This window comes from Acidovorax sp. 94 (assembly GCF_003634645.1).
Lineage (GTDB): Bacteria > Pseudomonadota > Gammaproteobacteria > Burkholderiales > Burkholderiaceae_C > Acidovorax > Acidovorax facilis.
This window is the reverse complement of sequence record NZ_RBJA01000002.1, coordinates 1-18,200: the sequence shown is the minus strand read 5'-3', so window position 1 is coordinate 18,200 and position 18,200 is coordinate 1. Positions and strand designations below refer to the sequence as shown.

The window sequence follows — 18,200 nt, the reverse complement described above, 5'->3', positions numbered from 1 at the left end:
GTTGAAAATGCCGCGGGATGCGGCTTCAGCGGTACTTGCCCATCAGAGGGTGGTAACCAAGAAAAAAGGCCCTGCCCCCGGTGAAGGGGCAGGGCCGTTTTGGTACTGGTTCAGTGGGACAGGTTCGTCAATCGTCGCTTGGAGCGATGGTCCAGTCCCATACGCCGGCGCCGATGGCGTAGACCGTCTTTCGCGTGCCATGCACGCTGATCTCTTGGGCTGGGTACGCCTTGGCTTCTGGGGTGCCTGCACCGATCACGAAGGCATCGGTCTCGGCGTCGTAAGTGAGATCGTCAACGATGTTGAGAAGGTAGTTCCCGACGGGCCACTCCATGTGCGCTATCTGGTCATTGCCCATGTAGGCAGGGACAGCGAGGCGCAGCCAAGTTGTATCCACTCTAACCGGCCAATACACCGGGCCGACAAACGAAACGTATTGCGCAAGGAACGTTTCGCGGAGCGTGATGCTGCTGTTGTTGCTGCCAGGCGCGCGATACCGCACGACTTCGCCTGTCTCAGAGACCACCTCGACCACGTGCCGGCTTGCGTTCTCGAAGAACCCGACTAGCGGCTTCCCATCGTCCTGACGCACGTCATTCACAAGGCGCGTACGCTCGAACGACAGCGATAGCACGGGGGTGTCGCCGTCCTGCGGCAGCGCGATGAGGACCAGATGGTCCTGCTCATAGTTGACGATGGTGGAGCCCAGTTCTGCGTGCCGGACCAGCAGGCGGCCCTGATCTTCTTTGGGTTGGATTTCGAGCTTCAGGCCAGGAGCCCAATTGATCTCGGCGGGTTGGGAGATCTTCTCGCGCAACGCGGCAATGCGTTCTTCGATGTCGCGGATTTCCTTCTTGATGTCTTCGTGGTTCATTGCACGGTCCTTTGCTTCGGGTTTGCACCGCGGGTTCGCGGCTTCGGCCGTACTTGCTCGGAACCATGAAATAACAAATAGACGATCAGCTCAGTGCAACTCCGCCTGCTGACTCAACATCAAACCCCAACTGGTTCTATGACTCTGACGCACATTTGATTGGACGAAAAAAAACCCAGCATTGCTGGGCTCTTGGAATCACATGACTACATGCTTCGCCAACTGAAAAGGTCATAATTCGGGTCGTTTGTGAAGCGGTCTTCATTGGGGTCATCCAACTGAACACTCGCAGCCTGGACACCAGCCTCACTCTCATGAGGAACTGCCTTCGTGACTTCTCTATCGACAACACCGCTCTCGTCCGCACCAAACATCATGGCCAGAACGAATGCGCCAGCAACAACAGCAAGCGACCCGTAGATCGCCAAAGTATTCAGGCCTATCCCAACAACCGCAGTTTCTGGCGCGTACCGCCATCCCAAATACATGCCAAGGCACCCCAGGCCCATTAGCAGCTTAATAATTGCGTTCATTTTATTCTCCGCATACTTCCAATCACTAATAGGCATTTTCCTATAATAGCTCGAATTAGTCAAGTGTTTGTTACGCATTTGTTGTGCATACTCCTCGCTGGAGGCGCGCACTAGGATCAAGGCCAGGACCAGATCACGCCGACGGGATGAAAGGCTCTTGCAGGGTACCCATGAAGCTGCCTTCCGGGAAATGCGTCAATTTCGCTTCTTTTTCGCGGGGGATTTGAAGCATCCGCTCGTCGAGAATCGGTGCCTTCGGCATTCAAGTTAAGGGAGAAACCATGTGGACATTCGACGGATCGATGGAGGATTTTCGGGCGCTGCGCCTGAAAGGAAACCAAATTGACCGCGGCGCTTTTGTGGTGCTGCTTATTTTCGAGACCGGGGCGCGTGAACTTCGTTCGAGTATTGAGCCCAACCGGCAGCTGCGCAAGTGGGCGGGCTCTTCGGAGAAGTCGGTCATTCGACTGTTTGCTGCGGGCGAGTTCCGCTCGCCCGAGCGGGTGTGTAGGGAGGCACTTCCCACCTTGGACGCTCTTGCTGCTGCGAACGATGATCTGGTGGTGGGACAGATGTGCCAGGTGCTTGCATCCTCCCGGTATCTACTGTCCGGGTCCAAAGACCCAGCCGACGGGACCGCATAGTTGAGACGCGACAAAGAAAAAGGGCTGCCGGATGGGCAGCCCTTCGAATAGGTGGTTAGCGACGCTACTAGCAGACCGTTCGCACCTCTAACCGGACGTTGCGCCACAAGGGCGCTTCTCGAATCGAAGTATAACACTGCGATGCCATTCTGTTCAAGCGTCAACGTTTCGTCTGTGGAAAGCGCTCTCTCAGCTGCTCGCCTCGGATCTTACCAATCCCTCGTCGTCGGAGCCACGCCACGCGCTGTCGTTGGAGCCTATCTCTGGGGACTCGAACTCAACACCGCATTCTCGCCCGTTCTAAGCATGGTGGAGGTAGTGCTTAGGAACAGTGTGCATAGGGCTGCCAGCGCCATGGTCGGGAAGCCAGATTGGTACTCTGACGTCCTCAAGAGCTCAGGCGATGAGGAGTGGAAGCGCAAGGTAGCCCGCAACCCCGCCCTCGCTGCCGACTTCTACAGGAAGGGCGTCGCCCCGCATCACAAAAAGTCCAGGACGACGAACGGCCGGAAGGTCACGCTTCGGCACTGGCGCTCACAGGCGGAGAGCAGTTTCGAAGAAATCACTTCCCGGCTCGCGAAGGCCAACGTTCAACAGGCGCCGGATCAGATCGTCGCGCATGCCATGTTTGGTTTCTGGTTGCATCTGTTGGGCCCATCTTTCGAGGCTGCCGCGAGTCCGTTGGCACTGTGGCCGAGTTGTACGGCCCAGGTCTTTGGAGGGGACCCGACGATGACTCGATCACGAGCCCATGCACTGCTCGTGGACATCAAGGGCTTGCGGAATCGAGTGTCGCACCAGGAGCCTGCATGGAGGCTGGGCAGACCTCTCACCCCGGCCGGCGTCCATGCGACGCTGTCAACAAGGGTTTCGGACATGCGACAGTTGCTGCGCGCAATGGAACCAGCGGTCGATCGATTGCTAGAAAACGCAGGGACATTTGATCGCTTGCGGTGGCTACTGGACCCAGCCACCATTGCGACATACGCGGGGGCCACTAAACCCGGTGCCGTCGACATGCGTAAGCTTTCGAGGACTGTGCGCAAGTTTGCCGAGCGGGCGAGTCGCACGGTGGGCGTGGCCAATCCCATCGTGACTCACGCTGTCACAGTCCAGCATGCGGGAAAAACAATGATTGCCATTGTTCCAAACTACTAGTTGTGAGTCTGGGCTTGGCGCGCCGAGCAAGGACGTCAAGAGAGGCCCAGATCGGGCTTAAGTCTGGTCGCAGCCAGGCTCACCTCACTCTCATCGCCAGGTCGGTATCCAAGCGCCTCTGCAGCTGCTAGCACGCGCACAGGCGGGTAGCCGAATTGGTCGGCCGTGATGTCTACAACAAACTGACGCTGTCCATCCAACACGGCCTCTACCCAGTAATGTCCTTGCCAGCGGCCTTGGACGTCCATTGCGCCCAGTCCAAGAGCACCGTTGCCGCCTCGAACGCATGCCTTTGCCAAGGCGAACCGATGCAATATCTCGACCAGAAGCACCGCCGCGTGGAGGCAGCTCCCGGCACTTGTTGCGCAGTCTGTGCCATCCCGGGCCAAGCCCGGCTCAAAGGCCTTGCGAGTGATCTTGGCGCAGGAGATTAGGTCTTCAAGCGACGCCATCGCAGCAATGTACCTAGGCGCGCATGGACAAGAAAAACCCCCGGTGGCAATGCCAACCGGGGGTAGGGGAATAGGGCGTCGTGCGCCGGCGCCTAAAAGCGCATCATCTTGGGAACCAGGCCCCGGTACTCGAAATCCTTGATGCCTAGAACGGCATCGACGAACTCCTTCTTGGAACCATTGCGTGCTTTCACATAGCCATCGCCGAGCTTCTCCTTCAAGCCCAGCTCGATGGCCACGGCGTCAACCTCGTTCTTCGTCAGAAGAGTGAGGAATTCGCCGTTGAGCTTCCAGTACTGAGTTAGATCAGTCTCGATGGCCTTCAAGAGCCCGCGGATGTTGTCCACGGACATGCTGGTTGAGACATGGGCGGCAATCAGGTCCACAGCAATGCGCAGGTGCCCAGGTTCGATCTCCGTGAAGAGCTTGTAGGCCTCGGGTAGCTTCATCAGCTTGGCAGAGCCCGCGATGGTCATCCCATCCTCGCCTGCAGCCTCCTTGATTGCGTCCAGCAGCGAGTGCGAATCCAGTGAGGATGGCTGGGTGATGCAGATCGCCAGCAGTACCTGCCGATTCTGCGACGTCGGTAGCTTCGGCACGGCCTTGCGAAACACAGTCCGCCAGATCTTCTCCCGATAGTCCTGCACGGCCCGGCTCGGCTCCGCACTGGCTTCAGCCTGCTTCTTGGTAGAAGCCGCTGCAGAGGCCTTGCTAGCTGGAGCGCCGCCCGGCTTGCTGATCCCCGCCTTCGTGCCTGTTCCCTGAGCCTTCGCGGGCCCGCTGGCCGCCGCTTTCTCTGCCTCAGCCGCCTCCCTTTCCTTTTTTCGGGCATCGACGTGTTGAGAATTGCATGGTACGTTCATGCACAGGTTCTTGAACACCTTGCCGAGCTTGTCCGGGGCGGCAGAAACCGCCGCACCAAAATGCTCGCAGGTCCTGCAGGCCAAGGCCTGCTCCGCGCCCACACCCTTCAGGCCATCCGCGTGCAGCGGAATGACAGTCAGGTTCTCACCCGGGCGCACAATCCGCACCACCTGAAACTCTTCCTTGAGGCTGTCGGCCGTGGCCTGCAGCTGCTCATCCGTCTTCTTGTCGTAGCACTGCTTGTTGGTGCACCTGCCATCGGAGATGGCCACGCCGAAAAGCGCAGACTGGCGAGAGCTGTTGTGATGGCACGGGCCGCAGTCCGACTTGTCGAAGATGGCCTTATCCAGGAGCAGCGAAGCAGACTCCAGATAGGACCGCAACTCCACCACCGTCCACATCTTCTCCTGCTTGAGAAGGTGATCCAGCGCGGAATCCTGGGTCTCCTTGCGGCAGGCCGCCAGCAACTCGGCATGGCCGAGGTTCAGGACTTTGTGCTGCAGAGCGTCACGTACCTTCTCCGAGGCGTTCATGAGCGCGAGCCGCTTCTCAAGTGTGGGCAGTGACCAGCCCATCCGCTTTGCTGCCTCGGGGCGGTCACCCTTGCAATCTGCAAGTGTCTTCGCTGCGCCTTCCGCCTCCTCGACCGGAGTCATTGGCTCGCGCTCAATGTTCTCGGTCAGCGCTGCGGCGTTCGCGAAGGCTTGGTCGCCTTTGCGTACCAGCGCTGGCATGAGGCCCTCAGGGCCGTACACGGCCCCGAAGGCTCGATGGCGGCGTCCACCAGCGACGAGCTCGTAGCGGCCATCCGCAAGCTTTCGCAGGAGCACAGGGGTGTGAAGGCCTTGAGCACGAATCGACGCTTCGAGCGACCGTTGTCGGTCCGGATCGAAATGCTTGCGCGGATTGTCCCCGAGGACAATGTCCGCCCACTTCACCTTCATCAGTTCGCCCTCGGGCGCCGCTGGGACTTCTATCGTGTTTTCCATGGGTAACCTTTCAAAAAACCAGCTGCGGGATGCAGCTACCTGGTCTTTTGATCGGCGCCGCAGGATAACGACCGCCCGACCAGGCGCTGGGGGGATCTCATGACCTTCGGACTTGAAGGGAGGACGCTTGGGTCAGCGGCCGATGCACAAAGAAAAAAACCCAGGTCACCGATGAGGTGACGCTGGGTTTTGGGGATGTGCTCAAGCAAGGATGCGGGGTTGGAAGAATCCCAAGGCAACCTCGGCCAGGTCGAGCGAAGGCTCTGCAAAGGGCTTGTAGCTCGCGGTTCGCCCGGCGCTGGATGGACCGCTGCCATGCTGCGCTGGTAGGCGAAGCTCAGTGATCTCGAATGTGGCCAGCTTGTAGCCGCGGCGCGGATCGATCTTGCACGTGAATGTGCAGGAACGGCGAAGCAGCTGGTTGAGCTCGACCTGATCGCGGAAGGCGCCTCGTTCGACTTGCATGGTGCAGTTGTGCGAACACTCGGGAAGCAGGCTCATCTTATTGAGCTTCTTGAACTTGTCTTCGTCGGACAGCTGCAGTAGCCCAGGGATGGATCCGCCGTTGCCTTCGTAGAACTGGTCCGCGAGGTTTTTGAGGATGAAGGTGACTTTCATGATTTTCTCCAGGGGAAGGTGCGTGGAACGCGTTGTTTGAGACCGCGGCGCGGTCCTTCACCATGGATTGAGCGTTGCCACCAGATAACGCCAGTAGAGCTCTGAGATTTGTTGCGATGGCCTGTATTGCACAATACAATTGTTACGTGCGCCTTTGCACATGAGCGCCAAGCTGTTCCAAACCATGCCCTCATATCGCCCGTCCACGCGAGAGTCTGAAAGCCCAACCTCGGAGACCTATTCAGAGCTGCAGGCGGCCTACGACTTCTTCAACGCAGAGCTCTTCGCGGGCGAGCTGCCGGCGTGCCTCATTACGCTGCAGCGAGAAAAGCGAAGCTACGGGTACTTCTCGGCGGAGCGGTTTCAACGGGCGGATGGAACGCGCACGGACGAGATCGCGATGAACCCCACTTACTTTGCGACGCTGCCTCTGGTCGAGATCCTCCAGACGCTGTGCCACGAGATGGTGCACCTGTGGCAGCACCACCAGGGAAATCCAGGGCGCGCCCGGTACCACAACATGGAGTGGGGGCAAAAGATGAAATCGATCGGCCTTATGCCCTCAGACACCGGCCAGCCAGGAGGAAAAGTGGTCGGAGACTGTATGGCCGACTATCCCATTGCGGGTGGCCCATTCGTGACCGCATGCGAGAAGCTGCTGACCCGGGACTTTCAGATCTCGTGGCACGACAGGTTCCCTTCCGCGCGCGTCGTACTGACCAGCCAGCAGAGCTATGGCCTGTCGATGGACTTGCCGGTGGCGCTGCTCGCCGTTGCCGGGGTGCAGGCGGCCGTGGCGTTGGGAGAATCCCTCGAGCATGCGGGGCAGGATAGGCCGCAAGAGGCACTGCGACCCAACAAGAGCCTTCGCGATAAGTACCAATGCGCATGCCGGACCAACGTGTGGGGAAAGCCCGGGCTCAAGATCCGCTGTGAAGGATGCGGCCAGCTGTTCGAAGTCGTGTCGCCCTGAGGCGAGGCCGGCACAGCAGAAATGAAAAAGCGGCCCCGATGAAGGGGCCGCTGTGAGAGGATGACCTAGAACAGCGCAAGCTGCTCACGGCGCTGGTTGACCACGTATTGCGTGGCCGACTCTGCGATGGGCGTGGGTGTGGGAGGCACCGACACCTCCTGTGGCGAAGACACGAGGTCTTCGGTAGCGGGCATGCTGAGGACCTCACGCATTGCGCGGACTGCTCTTGGAAAGTAAAGACGCTTGTCCCATCCTCCCAAAACGTGGGCCGGCGTGACCCAGTGCGCCCACTCTGTCATCGCCAGCGAGTTGCCGTGAATGACGATGGCGGGCACATGGAGGAGAGAGAGCTGGACGTAGGCCATGTGGACGGCGGTCGAGTCGATATCCTGCAGCGTGGCGTGCAAGTAGTGCTGGTAGTTCACGTCCTGATCGAGCATGGCCTCGGCATAGGCGATGACCATGCCCCCGGCTCCGCAAGCGGGCTCATTGAGGGCGATGTGATCCTGCTGCTTGAGCTGTTCCTTCACATCGCCTGCTGTCATGCGGGCCATGAGGCTTGAGACGGGGTAGGGGGTGAAGAACTGGCCCTTGCCGCGTTCGCCAAGCTCGAGCGACATGAACAGGTCTCCGAGTGCATCGCACATCCCGAGACTCAGCCACTCGACGAGCACCGCAAGCGCCTGACAAAACCGCGTGATTTCCTCTGGTTGGTATTTTGCAACGATCTCAAGGTACCGTTTCTCGCGGGCATCTCGGTGGATGGGATCCACGGCGTTGCTGAAAGAGAGTGCAGAGACTTCGCAGAAGTCGGAGAAGACTGTGTCCAGTCGGTGCGTCCGGGCATTGGCGCGCAGGAGGTCGCCCATGTCTTTTGCGTGAGAGCGGGGCCCTGAAACGAGTTTGTGAGGTTTTTTGGAGGAGGACATAACTTCGGGAATGGGATGGAAAAAAGGCCACAACCGAATGGCTGTGGCCTTTTGGGAATCGCGCCCGTCTGGGGATCGTTGGCGCAACGTGAAAGCTGGTCGTGATCGCTAGAGAAGCCCTTGGAAGCCCTCAAGCCATTCAGGGCCCAGCTGGTTTCGGATCTGACGCAGAAGGGAACCGTCTGGCATCGATTCGTCCTGGCCAGAAGCCCAGGCGGCCGACAGCGCTGCTTTCCATTCCTGACCGTGCTTGGCGGCGAAGCGCTCCAGCGCCTGGAGCTGGGCAGCCGACAGTTCGTCGCCGGGAGTCGCGGGCGGCTGGAAGGGCGCCGCGTGCGTCTTCAGTTCGTCCGCGAGGGTGTTCCACTCGGTCGTTTTGCACGCCGGTGCATCTGGCTCAGGCCAGCACACGGGCGAGAAATGAGCATCTGGCCGTGGGTAGATCAGCAGCGCGTCTGGTCCGGCGGGCTCGCCGGCAGAGGGGAAGACTTGGAACGGATAGCGAGCGCGGCCGTCTGTGGTGCAGACGGGCAGGCTGCCGTGCCCTTTGGAGATGAGCTCCAGGGTCACTGCGTGGAGGTCGAAGACGTTCAAAGTGTGGAGTCGGGGAATGATCGTAGAGGGCATGTGGAAATCTCGTGCGTGAAGAAAAAAAGGCCACAACCGTGAGGTCGTGGCCTTTGCTGGAGGTGCCGACTCGAAAGTCAGAACCTGGGATCCTTACCAGGGACCGTCGTCGTGGCTGTCGTCGGCAGGAGGTGCCGAGCTGCTGTTCGAACCCGAACCCTTCCCTGCAGGTTGTGCAGGGGCGGAATTGCCGGAGGGCTTGCTGCTCGGGAGCAGCTTCATGACGTTCGAGACGATCTCGTGCACGTACACGGTCTGGCCGTCCTTCTCGTAGGAACGAACACGAGGCGATCCAAGAATGAAGACGGGCGCGCCCTTCTTCAGGTGCTTTGCAGCAGTTTCGGCGTCGCGCCCGAGGACAACGACGTTGTGCCAGAAGGTTTTCTCTTCGCCTTGAATGAACTCGGATGTAGCCATCCGGAAGTTCACGACAGTTTTGCCTTCACGCGTGGTGCGTGATTCAGGGTCCGCGCCGAGGTAGCCGAGGAGGATAGTTGCAGAATACATGGTGAATTCCTATGAGGTGGGAGTGGGTTGAGAAGTCTCGCGAGCGGCGAGTACATCCTCATTTGTTGCGGTGTCGGAGATAACAAGGCCCGGGAGCTGCAGCTGCTTCGCGTGTGCCGCTGGCGCCGGTGTCGTCGCGGGTGGTGCTGGGCCCTCGAGTCGCGCAATGGCCTCAGCTACGATGAGCTCTCTCACCCGCCTGGAGAACCCGCTCTCGCGGGCCGGTGGGCGCCCGGCGTTGTAGCTGTCCTGGAGCTCGGCATCGACGCGACGAACCGCGAGGTAGAGCCACTCGTTGAACGCCGCATGGGTCTTCCAGATGCAGAGGGCGAGGCGGACGATGGTCTCGTCCAGGCTGATGGAGGTGCGGAAGGAATCATGACGTCGCACGCGGACCACGACGATGCCGCGGGCGTCGGGCACCAGGGATGTGTTGCTCATGGCTGGGGTTCGGGAGTGATTGCGAGCAACAATTTACCATCGAGGTAACAAAAAACAAAACGCGAGCATTTCTGAAGCCGCGCAAGTGGTTGCGCCAGCGATCAGCCCGGCTGTGCCGGGAAGGTCTGGCCCAGCGAAGCTGGGCTACCGGAACTCGAGAGATCGTGGCAACGGGTTACCGAAGCGACCGCCCGGCTTCGCCGGGCGGGCTGGAACCCGCTGGACCGTGGCTCGCAGTTCGGGTTTGGATAACGGGTTGCACCGGAAACGTGAGCCCGGCCTACCGGCCGGGCGGGAGGCCGGGTCGATGGAAACTGAGCCCGGGGGCGAGCGGGTAACGGGTTACCCAAAGTGGCGCCCGGCAGCGCCGGGCGCGGTACGACCTCCATCAGTCGCGCCACCTCCCATTGTCGAGCGAGGTTTGGGTTGCCTAGGCCGCAGGATGCGTAACGGGTTACCCGGTCGAGTGTGCCCGGCTGTGCCGGGCAGAGTCGACGAAGGAGTGATGCCGCGATTCTCCGGCTTGGCGGATCACATGAACCCAGTGCAATTCAGATCGTAGTGCAACAGGTTACCCCGGAAAGGAAAGGGGAGCTCCCGCAGGGAAAAAAAGACAATCGCAAAGCACTACAAGAGAGCATTACTGCGAAGTTTTGTCCAATGAGTTGGACAAGAATGGAGCAAGGGGGGAAGAAGAGTGGAGAAATGCGAAGAGTAGAAACGAGAGCGAGAGGCAGAGCGAGGGGGAGAGAGAAGGCGAGAAATCGAGAGCATTACAGCGATGGAATCGCTGTGGGGAGGGAGAAGCGAGAAGCGGGAGATTCGCGACAGTCGAGGGAAGGCGATGTGCGAGAAATGGCGCCATTCGAACCAGGCGCAACACTTCGAGTAGAGACGCACCACTGAGGGTGGTGGTGCGGATACACCGGGGCACGTGAACTATGAGAACTCACGCGGAGGAGGGGAGGGGAGTATCGAGATCTTCGAACCGCCAAACGACCTTGGGATGAAATCGACGGTCCACGTCGTATCCCGCAACCTGCAGGTTCTGTACGATAGCCTCGTGGATCACCAGAAGATCAGCGGAGGTGTCATCGGCGCGGCCTTCGTTCTTAGAACTGGACAGTTTTGATACTCGGCTGATTCTATTGAGGCACTCGATTATCGATTCTCGCTCGGCTGTAAGAGACTTGAAGTTGAGAATCACATCCGTCACGAGTTGCCGGTTGGGAAAATCTGCTAGTCCGGCACCCACCATGTCCGGATGAAATCGAGTGACAGTCCGCGTGTAGCTGCGACCTGTGCCAGTTGAGAACCAGCGCACTAAGGCTGGAGTATTGGGGCGACCATCGTGCTTCCGATACCAGCGAATATCGAGCTTCCCGTGCATGGGAGGCTGGCCAATCCTCAGGAGAAGCGCCGAATAGTCGATTAGCTCATCGATTTTGTGAAGTCGATCAAAGAGCCCAGCGATTCCCACGCCAAGTTCTGTGTTTTTGAGCTCGGCCCACAGCGAGTCGCGGCGACTGCCAGGAGAAGCGCCAGGATCAGGAAGGCGGAATCGGCCATTGGGAGAACTGAAAACCATTGAATGCTCTCAAACTTTTGATATCCGGGCTGGGCCGCGCTCCAGCGGCACAGCTGCCCCGTTGCGAGGACGTAACAATTCTAGAACATCCGCACCGTGCAGAAATCGTGCATGCGAATTGACACGCGCCACGCCGTTGGAGCACGTGCGGCTCCGGCGAAATCGGGCCCGTGATTCCGATGCCTTGCGGCCACTACTCGCGATTGGCTAAGGGCTTGCAAGCATGCGAGACTTGGCGCGGGGTGCCTCGACCGAGGCTAGCGGGAGCATGTGGCGACCCCTAATAAGTTATGTAAGCGCGCCAGGACGCGGGTAGCTCAGTCGGCACCGAGTGCGGCCAGGTCGCGGGGCGTAGGTTGGTAACAAAGCTTATTTGGTGCTGCTACAATGCACCCGTATCAAAAAAGGAATGTTGCTGTGCCCAAGCTCATCAAGGAAGTGTGCGGAGCCATCGTCAGTGGTGCTTTGATCGTTTGGGTCGGGGCGATGTTGCTCACGAATGATCCCTGTGAGCGCCTTTCTCGATTCGACTGGCTTCCGGCCGCTGTCGTGCACGCTACGGTATTTATCGCTGAACCGTTCGTATCAAAGGGGACTGCAGTCGGGATAGGCGACTCCTTGAATGTCGTGCGAAACGGCTTGAATGGAATTTTTGCAAAAGTTGTACTCAGAAAGTCAACTGAGGAACTGAAGTGCAGCGCGCAGAAACCCTCGAATACTGCGAAAGACGGTTTGACGGCTGAACCCGAGCGCCCCTCATCTGGCAACAAAAAGATCCCAGAAATAGAGGAGGCTCGAGAACTCTTGAATAGTCTCAAGCACGAGGCTTCGAAGGAAGAAGTTCCTGCTTCCAAGTGAAATACGCACACAATCCATTTTTCCAACCCGAGGTAATCGAATGAAACGAGTATTTGCGCTGCTTGCTATTGCGGCTTCCATGTCGGTTTTTGCTGGCCCGAAAGAGGATGCCATCCTTGCCAAGATGAAGGAGATTACCAAGTCTCCGGGGATATCTGTCCAGGCCACGCCCTTTCCGGACCTGTTTGAAGTGCACCTTGGGGGTGGGAACATTGTTTACACAAATCCAGCTGTGGACTATGTGATGCTTGGTAATCTTATCGACCCGAGTACTCAAAAGAATCTCACGGACGAGCGCCGCTCGGAATTGAACAAGGTTGATTTCAAATCGCTGCCGCTGGAGCGCGCGATTAAGACGGTGAAGGGGAACGGGCAGGCCAAGATTGCTGTTTTTGAAGACCCCAATTGTGGGTTCTGCAAACGGTTGCATTCGGAGCTCAAGAAAGTAGATAACGTAACCGTCTATACCTTCTTGATGCCTGTGCTTGGCGCCGACTCGGTTTCCAAGGCGCGCGGAATTTGGTGCGCCCCGAATCGAGCCAAGGCCTGGTCCGACATTATGAGTGGGGGGCCGATTCCTGATTCGAATTCTTCCTGTGACTCTTCGGTGGTCGATAAGAACCTGGAGCTCGGCAATACCTTGGGAATTCAAGGCACTCCCACTATCTTTCTGGCAGACGGCCGGCGCCTTCCCGGATTTGTTACTGCCGAGGAGTTGAAGAAGAACATCGCCTCTACGAAGTAGCAATAGCCTTCTCCTCCCCCCTTTGGCCCGTTCGACGGGCCTTTTTTTCGCCTGAAGCGCAGGATTGGCGCCAATGTGGGCGCGGAGAAGGGCCATTGCCGGTGCTGGGCGCCAAGATGGGGCCACCGCCGTTGCCTTGCTTGGTGCTGACTGCCAGCCGGGCGCAGATTTGGCGTCAAAAGAGCGTAACAATGTTGCCAAGTAGCAAAAAACATTTATAATTTGATACGCAACATTTGTTATCACTACTGGAAAGCTATCTCATGACCTGTCCCGTGATTGGATTTGACCTTGGCCACTCTGCTTGCAAACTGACATTCGACGCCCCCGTTGGTGTGCGTCGCATGTTGTTCCCTTCCATCGCCTGCCTGGCCCAAGCAATCTCGAGTCCCGCAGAGGCAGAGAGGGCGAAGGCGGAAACGGTTGAAGTTGGCGGGCGGGATTGGTTTGTGGGTGACACGGCGCGGCATCAGGGGAAAGCGGCCACCGCGTCGGGCCTGAACGATCGTTGGGTGGAAACTGACGAGTTCGCCGCCCTTGTTGAACTTGCCAAGCGGCGCATCGAAGCGGCCGGGGTCAAGGGCCAGCAGTTCTGGATCGTCGGACTGCCGGTGGGATCGTATGTCCCTCATCGTGACGCTGTCGGGAAGCGGATGACCTCGATCCTTGGTCAGGATGCGCGGGTGCTGGTCATGCAGCAGCCGGACGCTGCCTACTTTGCGCACATCTACACACGGCAGGGCGGGCTGCGCCCAGGTGTCAGCCCGACGAACGAGTCTTGGGCGGTAGTAGACGTGGGCTACTTCACCACGGATTTCGTACTGTATGAGAACGGTCGCTACATCGAGTCCTGCTCCGGCCGATACGAGGGCGTGCGGGTGGTGGCGGAAACCGTGATGCGCGCGCTCGAAGCCCGGGGCATTAAGCGCACGCTTATCGACATCGAGCGCATCTTGCCCGTTGGGAAGCTCCGCCACATGGGAGAAGAGGTGGACGTCTCCATGGAGATCGACGATGCCTTCGCTCAATTGTTCTCCAACATCTTTGACCAGGCGTCACGCCTGCTCGGTGATCGTGTTGAGCTGCTTTCTGGGGTGCTGGTCGCGGGTGGCTCTGCCTCGGCACTTGCCACACGCATGAAAGCTGTGTGGCGTCACACGCGTCTTGTGAGCGACGATCACCAGGAGGACTGTGCAGCCCTTCATGGGTCGCGCTTCATCATCAGCGAGGGCTACTACCGCTATGGCAAGGCCAAGCAGTACCTCGAAGGTATGAATCTGGCCACGGCGGGGTGAACATGGCGAACTGGATCAGAGACAGCGAACCCATGGAGTCCATACGCGTTTCCTTCCGGGCGGACCCGTACCGGGACCAGGCGGTGCATCAAGCCCTGTCGAAGCTGCCGTTCCGTGCGGGCGGCGCGTTCGTGCGATTCGCTACCGCCCAGGCGATCGCTGCGGGCCTGGTGAATGTGGACGACTTTCTGCGCGGCCTAGCGCCTCAACGGGCACCCCGCGCTGTACGCCCCTCCACCCAAGTGGCATCGCCGATGCCTGCCGATGCTCAACGCGTCCCGCAGCCACCAGACGCGCAGCGCGAGGTGCCTGAGGCGAAGCGCCCGACGACGGATGCTGAGTTGGACGCCCTTCGCGCCACTACGCGCTTCTAGAGGGGGCTGATTCATGGTCAATTTGATTCTGTCTGCGCTGCTGGTGTGCTTTGGCGCCCAAGCATTCGCCAATCCGATTGGCGACGTGGAAGGAACGGTCGTGGGCGTGGTGGACGGGGACACGTTGGATGTTTCGACCGGCACCGTGGTGTACCGCGTGCGTCTCGCGGCAATTGACGCGCCCGAACGATCGCAGGCGTTCGGTCAACGAGCCAAGCAGGAGCTCGCGGCGATGGTGCACGGCCGACGTGTCTCGCTGCGTTGCAGCAAGCAGGAGCGAAGGCCCGAAGGGCAACGAAGTCGCGAGATCTGCACGGTGTTCAGCGGCGGCAGGGACATCAACTTGTCGCTGGTATCCCTTGGCTGGGCCTGGCACTACAAGGCCTACGCACGGGAGCAGTCAAGCGCAGACCGGAATGCCTATGAGGCAGCGGAGGCCTCCGCACGGGCAAGTGCCCGGGGCCTGTGGGAGGACCGAAATGTTGTGGCTCCGTGGGCCTATCGGCGTGATCTGAGAAAAGGAGTACGGGAATGAAGTCAGTAGAGGAACTAAAGCGGGATGTTCTGCCGGCACTGTTCGCGGACTCATCCAGGGTCGCGGAGTACGGAGACGGCGCATCGGGCAAGGAGGCTCTGCAGGCGCTCTCCGACTTGATGGAGCGGGGTGCAGTCTCGCGGCTGGCGGAGGCGATCGAGGCGATCGTGAACAAGCTCTCCGACGCTGATCCCAAGCAAATTGCCAAGGCGCCTAACTGGCTCGACAAGCTGCTGGGCCGACATGTGGAGCGTCGCGTCCGGTACGACGTGGCGAGAAAGTCTCTCGATGAGCTTATCCAGGCGGCAGCTGGCATTGAGCAATCGGTGCGGGACACCTTGCGGATGGTGGACCAGACCCTGTCGACCCACGAAGTAGAGACAGCACGCCTTGACGATCTCATCCGCGCCGGCCAGGAGTACCTGGACGAGAACCCCCAGGCGGGGATGGCAGCTGCTGGACAGCTGGAGTTCGACAAGCCGCGCGAGCGATTTGCCAGAAAGCTGGCGAACCTCGCTACCTTGCGCGCTTCCCACGCCATGTCGTTCATGCAGATGAAGCTCACGCGGGCTCAGGCGGTGGACATGCTGGATCGATTCGCTGAAACCAAGAGCGTGCTCGTGCCCGTTTGGCGTCAGCACACGCTGGCCCTGATCACCTCGAAGCACATGGATCCGGCCATGGTTGGCGAGGCCGCGAAGGCTCACACGGCGCTCATCCGAAGCCTCTCGAAGAGCCTTGAAGGCGTCAAGTAATACCCCAGGAGATCAACATGAAAAGTTCCATTGCTACCCGCCCAGGAAACTCCCTCGTGACACTCGACGAAGGCGAGCTGCGCAAGCTCGGTCTCACGGCCGCCGACCAGGCCGAGATCTCCCAGGTTGCGATGCGCATCCAGCCAGAAAACCCGCTCACCGTCTCAGAGTTCGGTCGGGACGTCGGCGAGCATACTTCTCGCTATGCGGACAGCCTGCTGGATCAGGTGCGCAACCGTGACCTCGACGTGGCCGGCGAGAAGCTCTCCGCTGTGGTGCATGTCGCCAAGCGGATGAACCTCGGGGTGCTCTCGGACAAGCGCTCTCGCCTGCCTATCGTGGGTCCCTTGGTTGACCGAATTCGCCTGCGCTCTGGCCGAATCATGGGGGAATTCGACAGCACCCGCCAGCAGATCGATAGCCTTGTACGGGAAGTTGAAGCTACCCAATCCGGAATTCGCGAGCGGAACGCGGGGCTGGAGGATATGCACGTTGGGGTCCGGGAAGAGCACCGCCTCCTCGGAATCCATGTCGCAGCGGGGAAGATGCGGCTTGCCGAGATCCGGGCGCAACTCGTCCAGTTGCGAGAAGGTGGCCAGGGGGATATCCAGGCTGCGCACGAGATCGCGGACCTCGAAACGGTGGCCACCAATCTGGAGAAGCGGATCAACGACCTGATGGTGCTGCAGCACTCCGCGCTGCAGAGCCTGCCGATGATTCGGCTGATTCAGTCGAACAACCAGATGCTTGCGGACAAGTTCCACACGGTCCGGGAGATCACTGTACCGGCTTGGAAGCGCCAGTTCATGCTGAAGCTGACGCTCAATGAGCAGCGCAATGCGGTGGAACTCGCGGACACCATCGACAACACCACAAATGACCTGCTCAAGCGCAATGCAGCTCTGCTGCACCGGAACTCCGTGGAGACAGCAAAAGCAAATCAACGCTTGGTCATCGACGTGGACACGCTGCGCGAGGTTCAGACCACGTTGATCAAGTCGGTCGAAGACGTCATCCGCATTCACCACGAAGGGATCCAGAGCTTCCGGCAGGCCGAGGCACAGATAGAGAGCATGCGAAGCGACTTGCAAGCCAAGTTGTCGCGTACGCCGGCGGCGGGGACAGTTTCTTACCAGGAGGCGGCATGAGATCGAGTGCTTCCGTTGATGCCAAGCTCGCCGTATCGGAGCTTGCGAGCCGCCGCGAACGATGGGCACTGGGCCAGACGCGGGCGACCTGGATAGTGCTCGCGATGCTGGTGGTCACCGTGTGCGCCGCGGTGCTCGTTGGCCAGGTCGGTCCCCAGTCGGCGATATCCGAGATTCAGGTCCCCGAGTCCCTTGGAAATGCCCTCGGAAAGGCTGGGAGCGGTGGTACAGGGCTCAGTCCCGAACTAGAAGCGGTCTTCGCGCAGCTGCATGGCTTTACCAGCGGGTATATGGTGAAGGCGCTCGCAGTAGCAATGCTGCTAACAGGCCTCGCGGTGGGGGTAACCAAACAGTCGATCATGGCCCCTATCGTTGGCATATCGACAGCATGTACGCTGGCACTCATGCCGTCGATGCTCGACTCTATGGGAGGGGATTCCAAAGGCCGTTCGCTGGCCGTCATCGCGCAAGAAGCCGTTGAACGGCACGATGCCGTAGTTCTTCGCTCCATCGTTGCAGATCTGGACCGAGCCGTGCAGCTGGAGGGTGAATTCGTACTTGCCCAGATGGGCCCTCGGAAGGGCGAGCAACCGCGTCAGTCGCAGGCAAAAGCGGTACTGGCGAAGCTCGCTGGGCAGAAAACGTTCCAGCCGAGGGCTGATGTGCTGTATGCCCTAGAGAAGAGTGCTTATGGTGCGGCCCAATCGGACGGCGCCAAAACCTATGCAATCGAGCGGGAAGGGCGCGTGGCAATTGCTCGTATGGCAGCCTGGGCCCTGGCAACAATGACAGCGACGGCAACTGCCGCCCTGGGCGCGTGGCTCCTAGTCAGCCTCCTGATCGCCCGTCGGATCCGGCGCATCAGCGAGTTGCTCGCTGCAGACTGATTGTTGAAACCTTGTACTTCCACCACTGAAAGGAAAATCATGAATCTCCAACGTACTCAAGTATTCACCGGCATGGCGGCGATCGCGCTGTTGATCGTCGTGTTCGAGGTCGTCCCAATGCCTGCCAAGGTGATCGAGTTCAAGTGGCTCACTGCCTTACTGGCCGGGCTGCTCCTCGTGATGACCACTGCGATAGAGCTGACACAGCGCAAGGCCCGAGAGGAGTTTGCTGCCTCGGTTGAAGTGGCGGTTGGCATCCGCCGGTCCAAATGGGGGGTTCTCAAGCGGATCGACGTGATGTTCGTCGTCTTCATGGCAGTGCTGCCCTTCGTGCTGATCGCCAACTATCTGGGCATTTCGCATGAGTCTGTTGCGGAAAAGCTTGGGATATCGCCCCTCTTGCTGG

At 59.6% G+C, this 18,200-nt stretch carries 20 protein-coding genes; 11 read left to right on the top strand and 9 right to left on the bottom strand.

The features are described 5' to 3' along the window. Window positions 1-127: 127 nt before the first annotated feature. Together C8C94_RS24810 and C8C94_RS24805 are read right to left on the bottom strand one after the other, a co-directional pair. Window positions 128-874, bottom strand: a complete 747-nt coding sequence (locus C8C94_RS24810; RefSeq protein ID WP_121423082.1) for a hypothetical protein — start codon at window positions 872-874, stop codon at window positions 128-130. A gap of 206 nt (window positions 875-1,080) precedes the next feature. Next, the gene (locus C8C94_RS24805; RefSeq protein ID WP_147433311.1) at window positions 1,081-1,485 is read right to left on the bottom strand and encodes a hypothetical protein; all 405 of its coding nucleotides are present in this window, start codon (window positions 1,483-1,485) and stop codon (window positions 1,081-1,083) included. A 203-nt stretch (window positions 1,486-1,688) separates the two neighbouring features. Between C8C94_RS24805 and C8C94_RS24800 the strand changes: the two genes are divergently transcribed. Beyond that, window positions 1,689-2,051 (top strand): hypothetical protein, encoded by a 363-nt coding sequence (locus C8C94_RS24800; RefSeq protein WP_121423080.1) that lies wholly within the window; start codon window positions 1,689-1,691, stop codon window positions 2,049-2,051. Between the two features lie 1,702 nt (window positions 2,052-3,753). On the opposite strand, the gene C8C94_RS24785 is transcribed toward C8C94_RS24800, so the two are convergent. Further along, window positions 3,754-5,514 (bottom strand): PRTRC system ParB family protein, encoded by a 1,761-nt coding sequence (locus C8C94_RS24785; RefSeq protein WP_121423077.1) that lies wholly within the window; start codon window positions 5,512-5,514, stop codon window positions 3,754-3,756. 201 nt (window positions 5,515-5,715) lie between these two features. Beyond that, window positions 5,716-6,132, bottom strand: a complete 417-nt coding sequence (locus tag C8C94_RS24780) for a hypothetical protein (RefSeq protein ID WP_121423076.1) — start codon at window positions 6,130-6,132, stop codon at window positions 5,716-5,718. A 160-nt stretch (window positions 6,133-6,292) separates the two neighbouring features. Here C8C94_RS24780 and C8C94_RS24775 point away from each other — a divergent pair, with 160 nt between their 5' ends. Next, window positions 6,293-7,105 (top strand): SprT-like domain-containing protein, encoded by an 813-nt coding sequence (locus tag C8C94_RS24775; protein ID WP_233573617.1) that lies wholly within the window; start codon window positions 6,293-6,295, stop codon window positions 7,103-7,105. Between the two features lie 65 nt (window positions 7,106-7,170). On the opposite strand, the gene C8C94_RS25675 is transcribed toward C8C94_RS24775, so the two are convergent. From C8C94_RS25675 to C8C94_RS25550, 5 genes are all read right to left on the bottom strand, one after another. Continuing rightward, window positions 7,171-7,725 carry an N-6 DNA methylase gene (locus C8C94_RS25675; protein WP_158603852.1) on the bottom strand — a complete coding sequence of 185 codons (555 nt, stop codon included), beginning with the start codon at window positions 7,723-7,725 and terminating at the stop codon, window positions 7,171-7,173. A gap of 417 nt (window positions 7,726-8,142) precedes the next feature. Beyond that, on the bottom strand, window positions 8,143-8,628 hold the full coding sequence (locus tag C8C94_RS24765) for a hypothetical protein (protein ID WP_158603851.1): 486 nt from the start codon (window positions 8,626-8,628) through the stop codon (window positions 8,143-8,145). Window positions 8,629-8,754: 126 nt separating this feature from the next. Continuing rightward, window positions 8,755-9,168: a single-stranded DNA-binding protein gene (locus C8C94_RS24760; protein ID WP_121423073.1), complete on the bottom strand. Its 414-nt coding sequence runs from the start codon at window positions 9,166-9,168 to the stop codon at window positions 8,755-8,757. A 9-nt stretch (window positions 9,169-9,177) separates the two neighbouring features. Continuing rightward, window positions 9,178-9,609 (bottom strand): hypothetical protein, encoded by a 432-nt coding sequence (locus C8C94_RS24755; protein ID WP_055399887.1) that lies wholly within the window; start codon window positions 9,607-9,609, stop codon window positions 9,178-9,180. Window positions 9,610-10,558: 949 nt separating this feature from the next. Continuing rightward, window positions 10,559-11,197, bottom strand: coding sequence for a hypothetical protein (locus C8C94_RS25550; RefSeq protein WP_147433310.1), 639 nt, complete (start codon window positions 11,195-11,197; stop codon window positions 10,559-10,561). A 417-nt stretch (window positions 11,198-11,614) separates the two neighbouring features. On the opposite strand from C8C94_RS25550, the gene C8C94_RS25545 reads away from it, so the two are divergent. The 9 genes from C8C94_RS25545 to C8C94_RS24710 form a co-directional block, all read left to right on the top strand. Further along, a complete protein-coding gene (locus tag C8C94_RS25545; protein ID WP_147433309.1) occupies window positions 11,615-12,055 on the top strand; it encodes a hypothetical protein in 441 nt (146 codons plus the stop codon). A gap of 40 nt (window positions 12,056-12,095) precedes the next feature. Next, a complete protein-coding gene (locus C8C94_RS24745) occupies window positions 12,096-12,800 on the top strand; it encodes a DsbC family protein (protein WP_055399882.1) in 705 nt (234 codons plus the stop codon). A 263-nt stretch (window positions 12,801-13,063) separates the two neighbouring features. Beyond that, on the top strand, window positions 13,064-14,095 hold the full coding sequence (locus C8C94_RS24740) for a ParM/StbA family protein (RefSeq protein WP_158603850.1): 1,032 nt from the start codon (window positions 13,064-13,066) through the stop codon (window positions 14,093-14,095). Between the two features lie 83 nt (window positions 14,096-14,178). Further along, window positions 14,179-14,469, top strand: a complete 291-nt coding sequence (locus C8C94_RS24735; RefSeq protein ID WP_147433308.1) for a hypothetical protein — start codon at window positions 14,179-14,181, stop codon at window positions 14,467-14,469. A gap of 13 nt (window positions 14,470-14,482) precedes the next feature. Continuing rightward, window positions 14,483-15,004 carry a thermonuclease family protein gene (locus tag C8C94_RS24730; protein ID WP_121423070.1) on the top strand — a complete coding sequence of 174 codons (522 nt, stop codon included), beginning with the start codon at window positions 14,483-14,485 and terminating at the stop codon, window positions 15,002-15,004. Further along, window positions 15,001-15,759 carry a toxic anion resistance protein gene (locus C8C94_RS24725; protein ID WP_121423069.1) on the top strand — a complete coding sequence of 253 codons (759 nt, stop codon included), beginning with the start codon at window positions 15,001-15,003 and terminating at the stop codon, window positions 15,757-15,759. The genes C8C94_RS24730 and C8C94_RS24725 overlap by 4 nt, the downstream gene beginning before the upstream one ends. A gap of 17 nt (window positions 15,760-15,776) precedes the next feature. Further along, window positions 15,777-16,907, top strand: a complete 1,131-nt coding sequence (locus C8C94_RS24720; protein WP_121423068.1) for a toxic anion resistance protein — start codon at window positions 15,777-15,779, stop codon at window positions 16,905-16,907. Further along, on the top strand, window positions 16,904-17,794 hold the full coding sequence (gene traA / locus C8C94_RS24715; RefSeq protein WP_121423067.1) for a TraA family conjugative transfer protein: 891 nt from the start codon (window positions 16,904-16,906) through the stop codon (window positions 17,792-17,794). Before C8C94_RS24720 ends, traA begins: the two co-directional genes overlap by 4 nt. Window positions 17,795-17,833: 39 nt before the next feature. Continuing rightward, on the top strand, window positions 17,834-18,200 hold a 367-nt coding region (locus C8C94_RS24710; RefSeq protein ID WP_147433307.1), incomplete at its 3' end, for a hypothetical protein.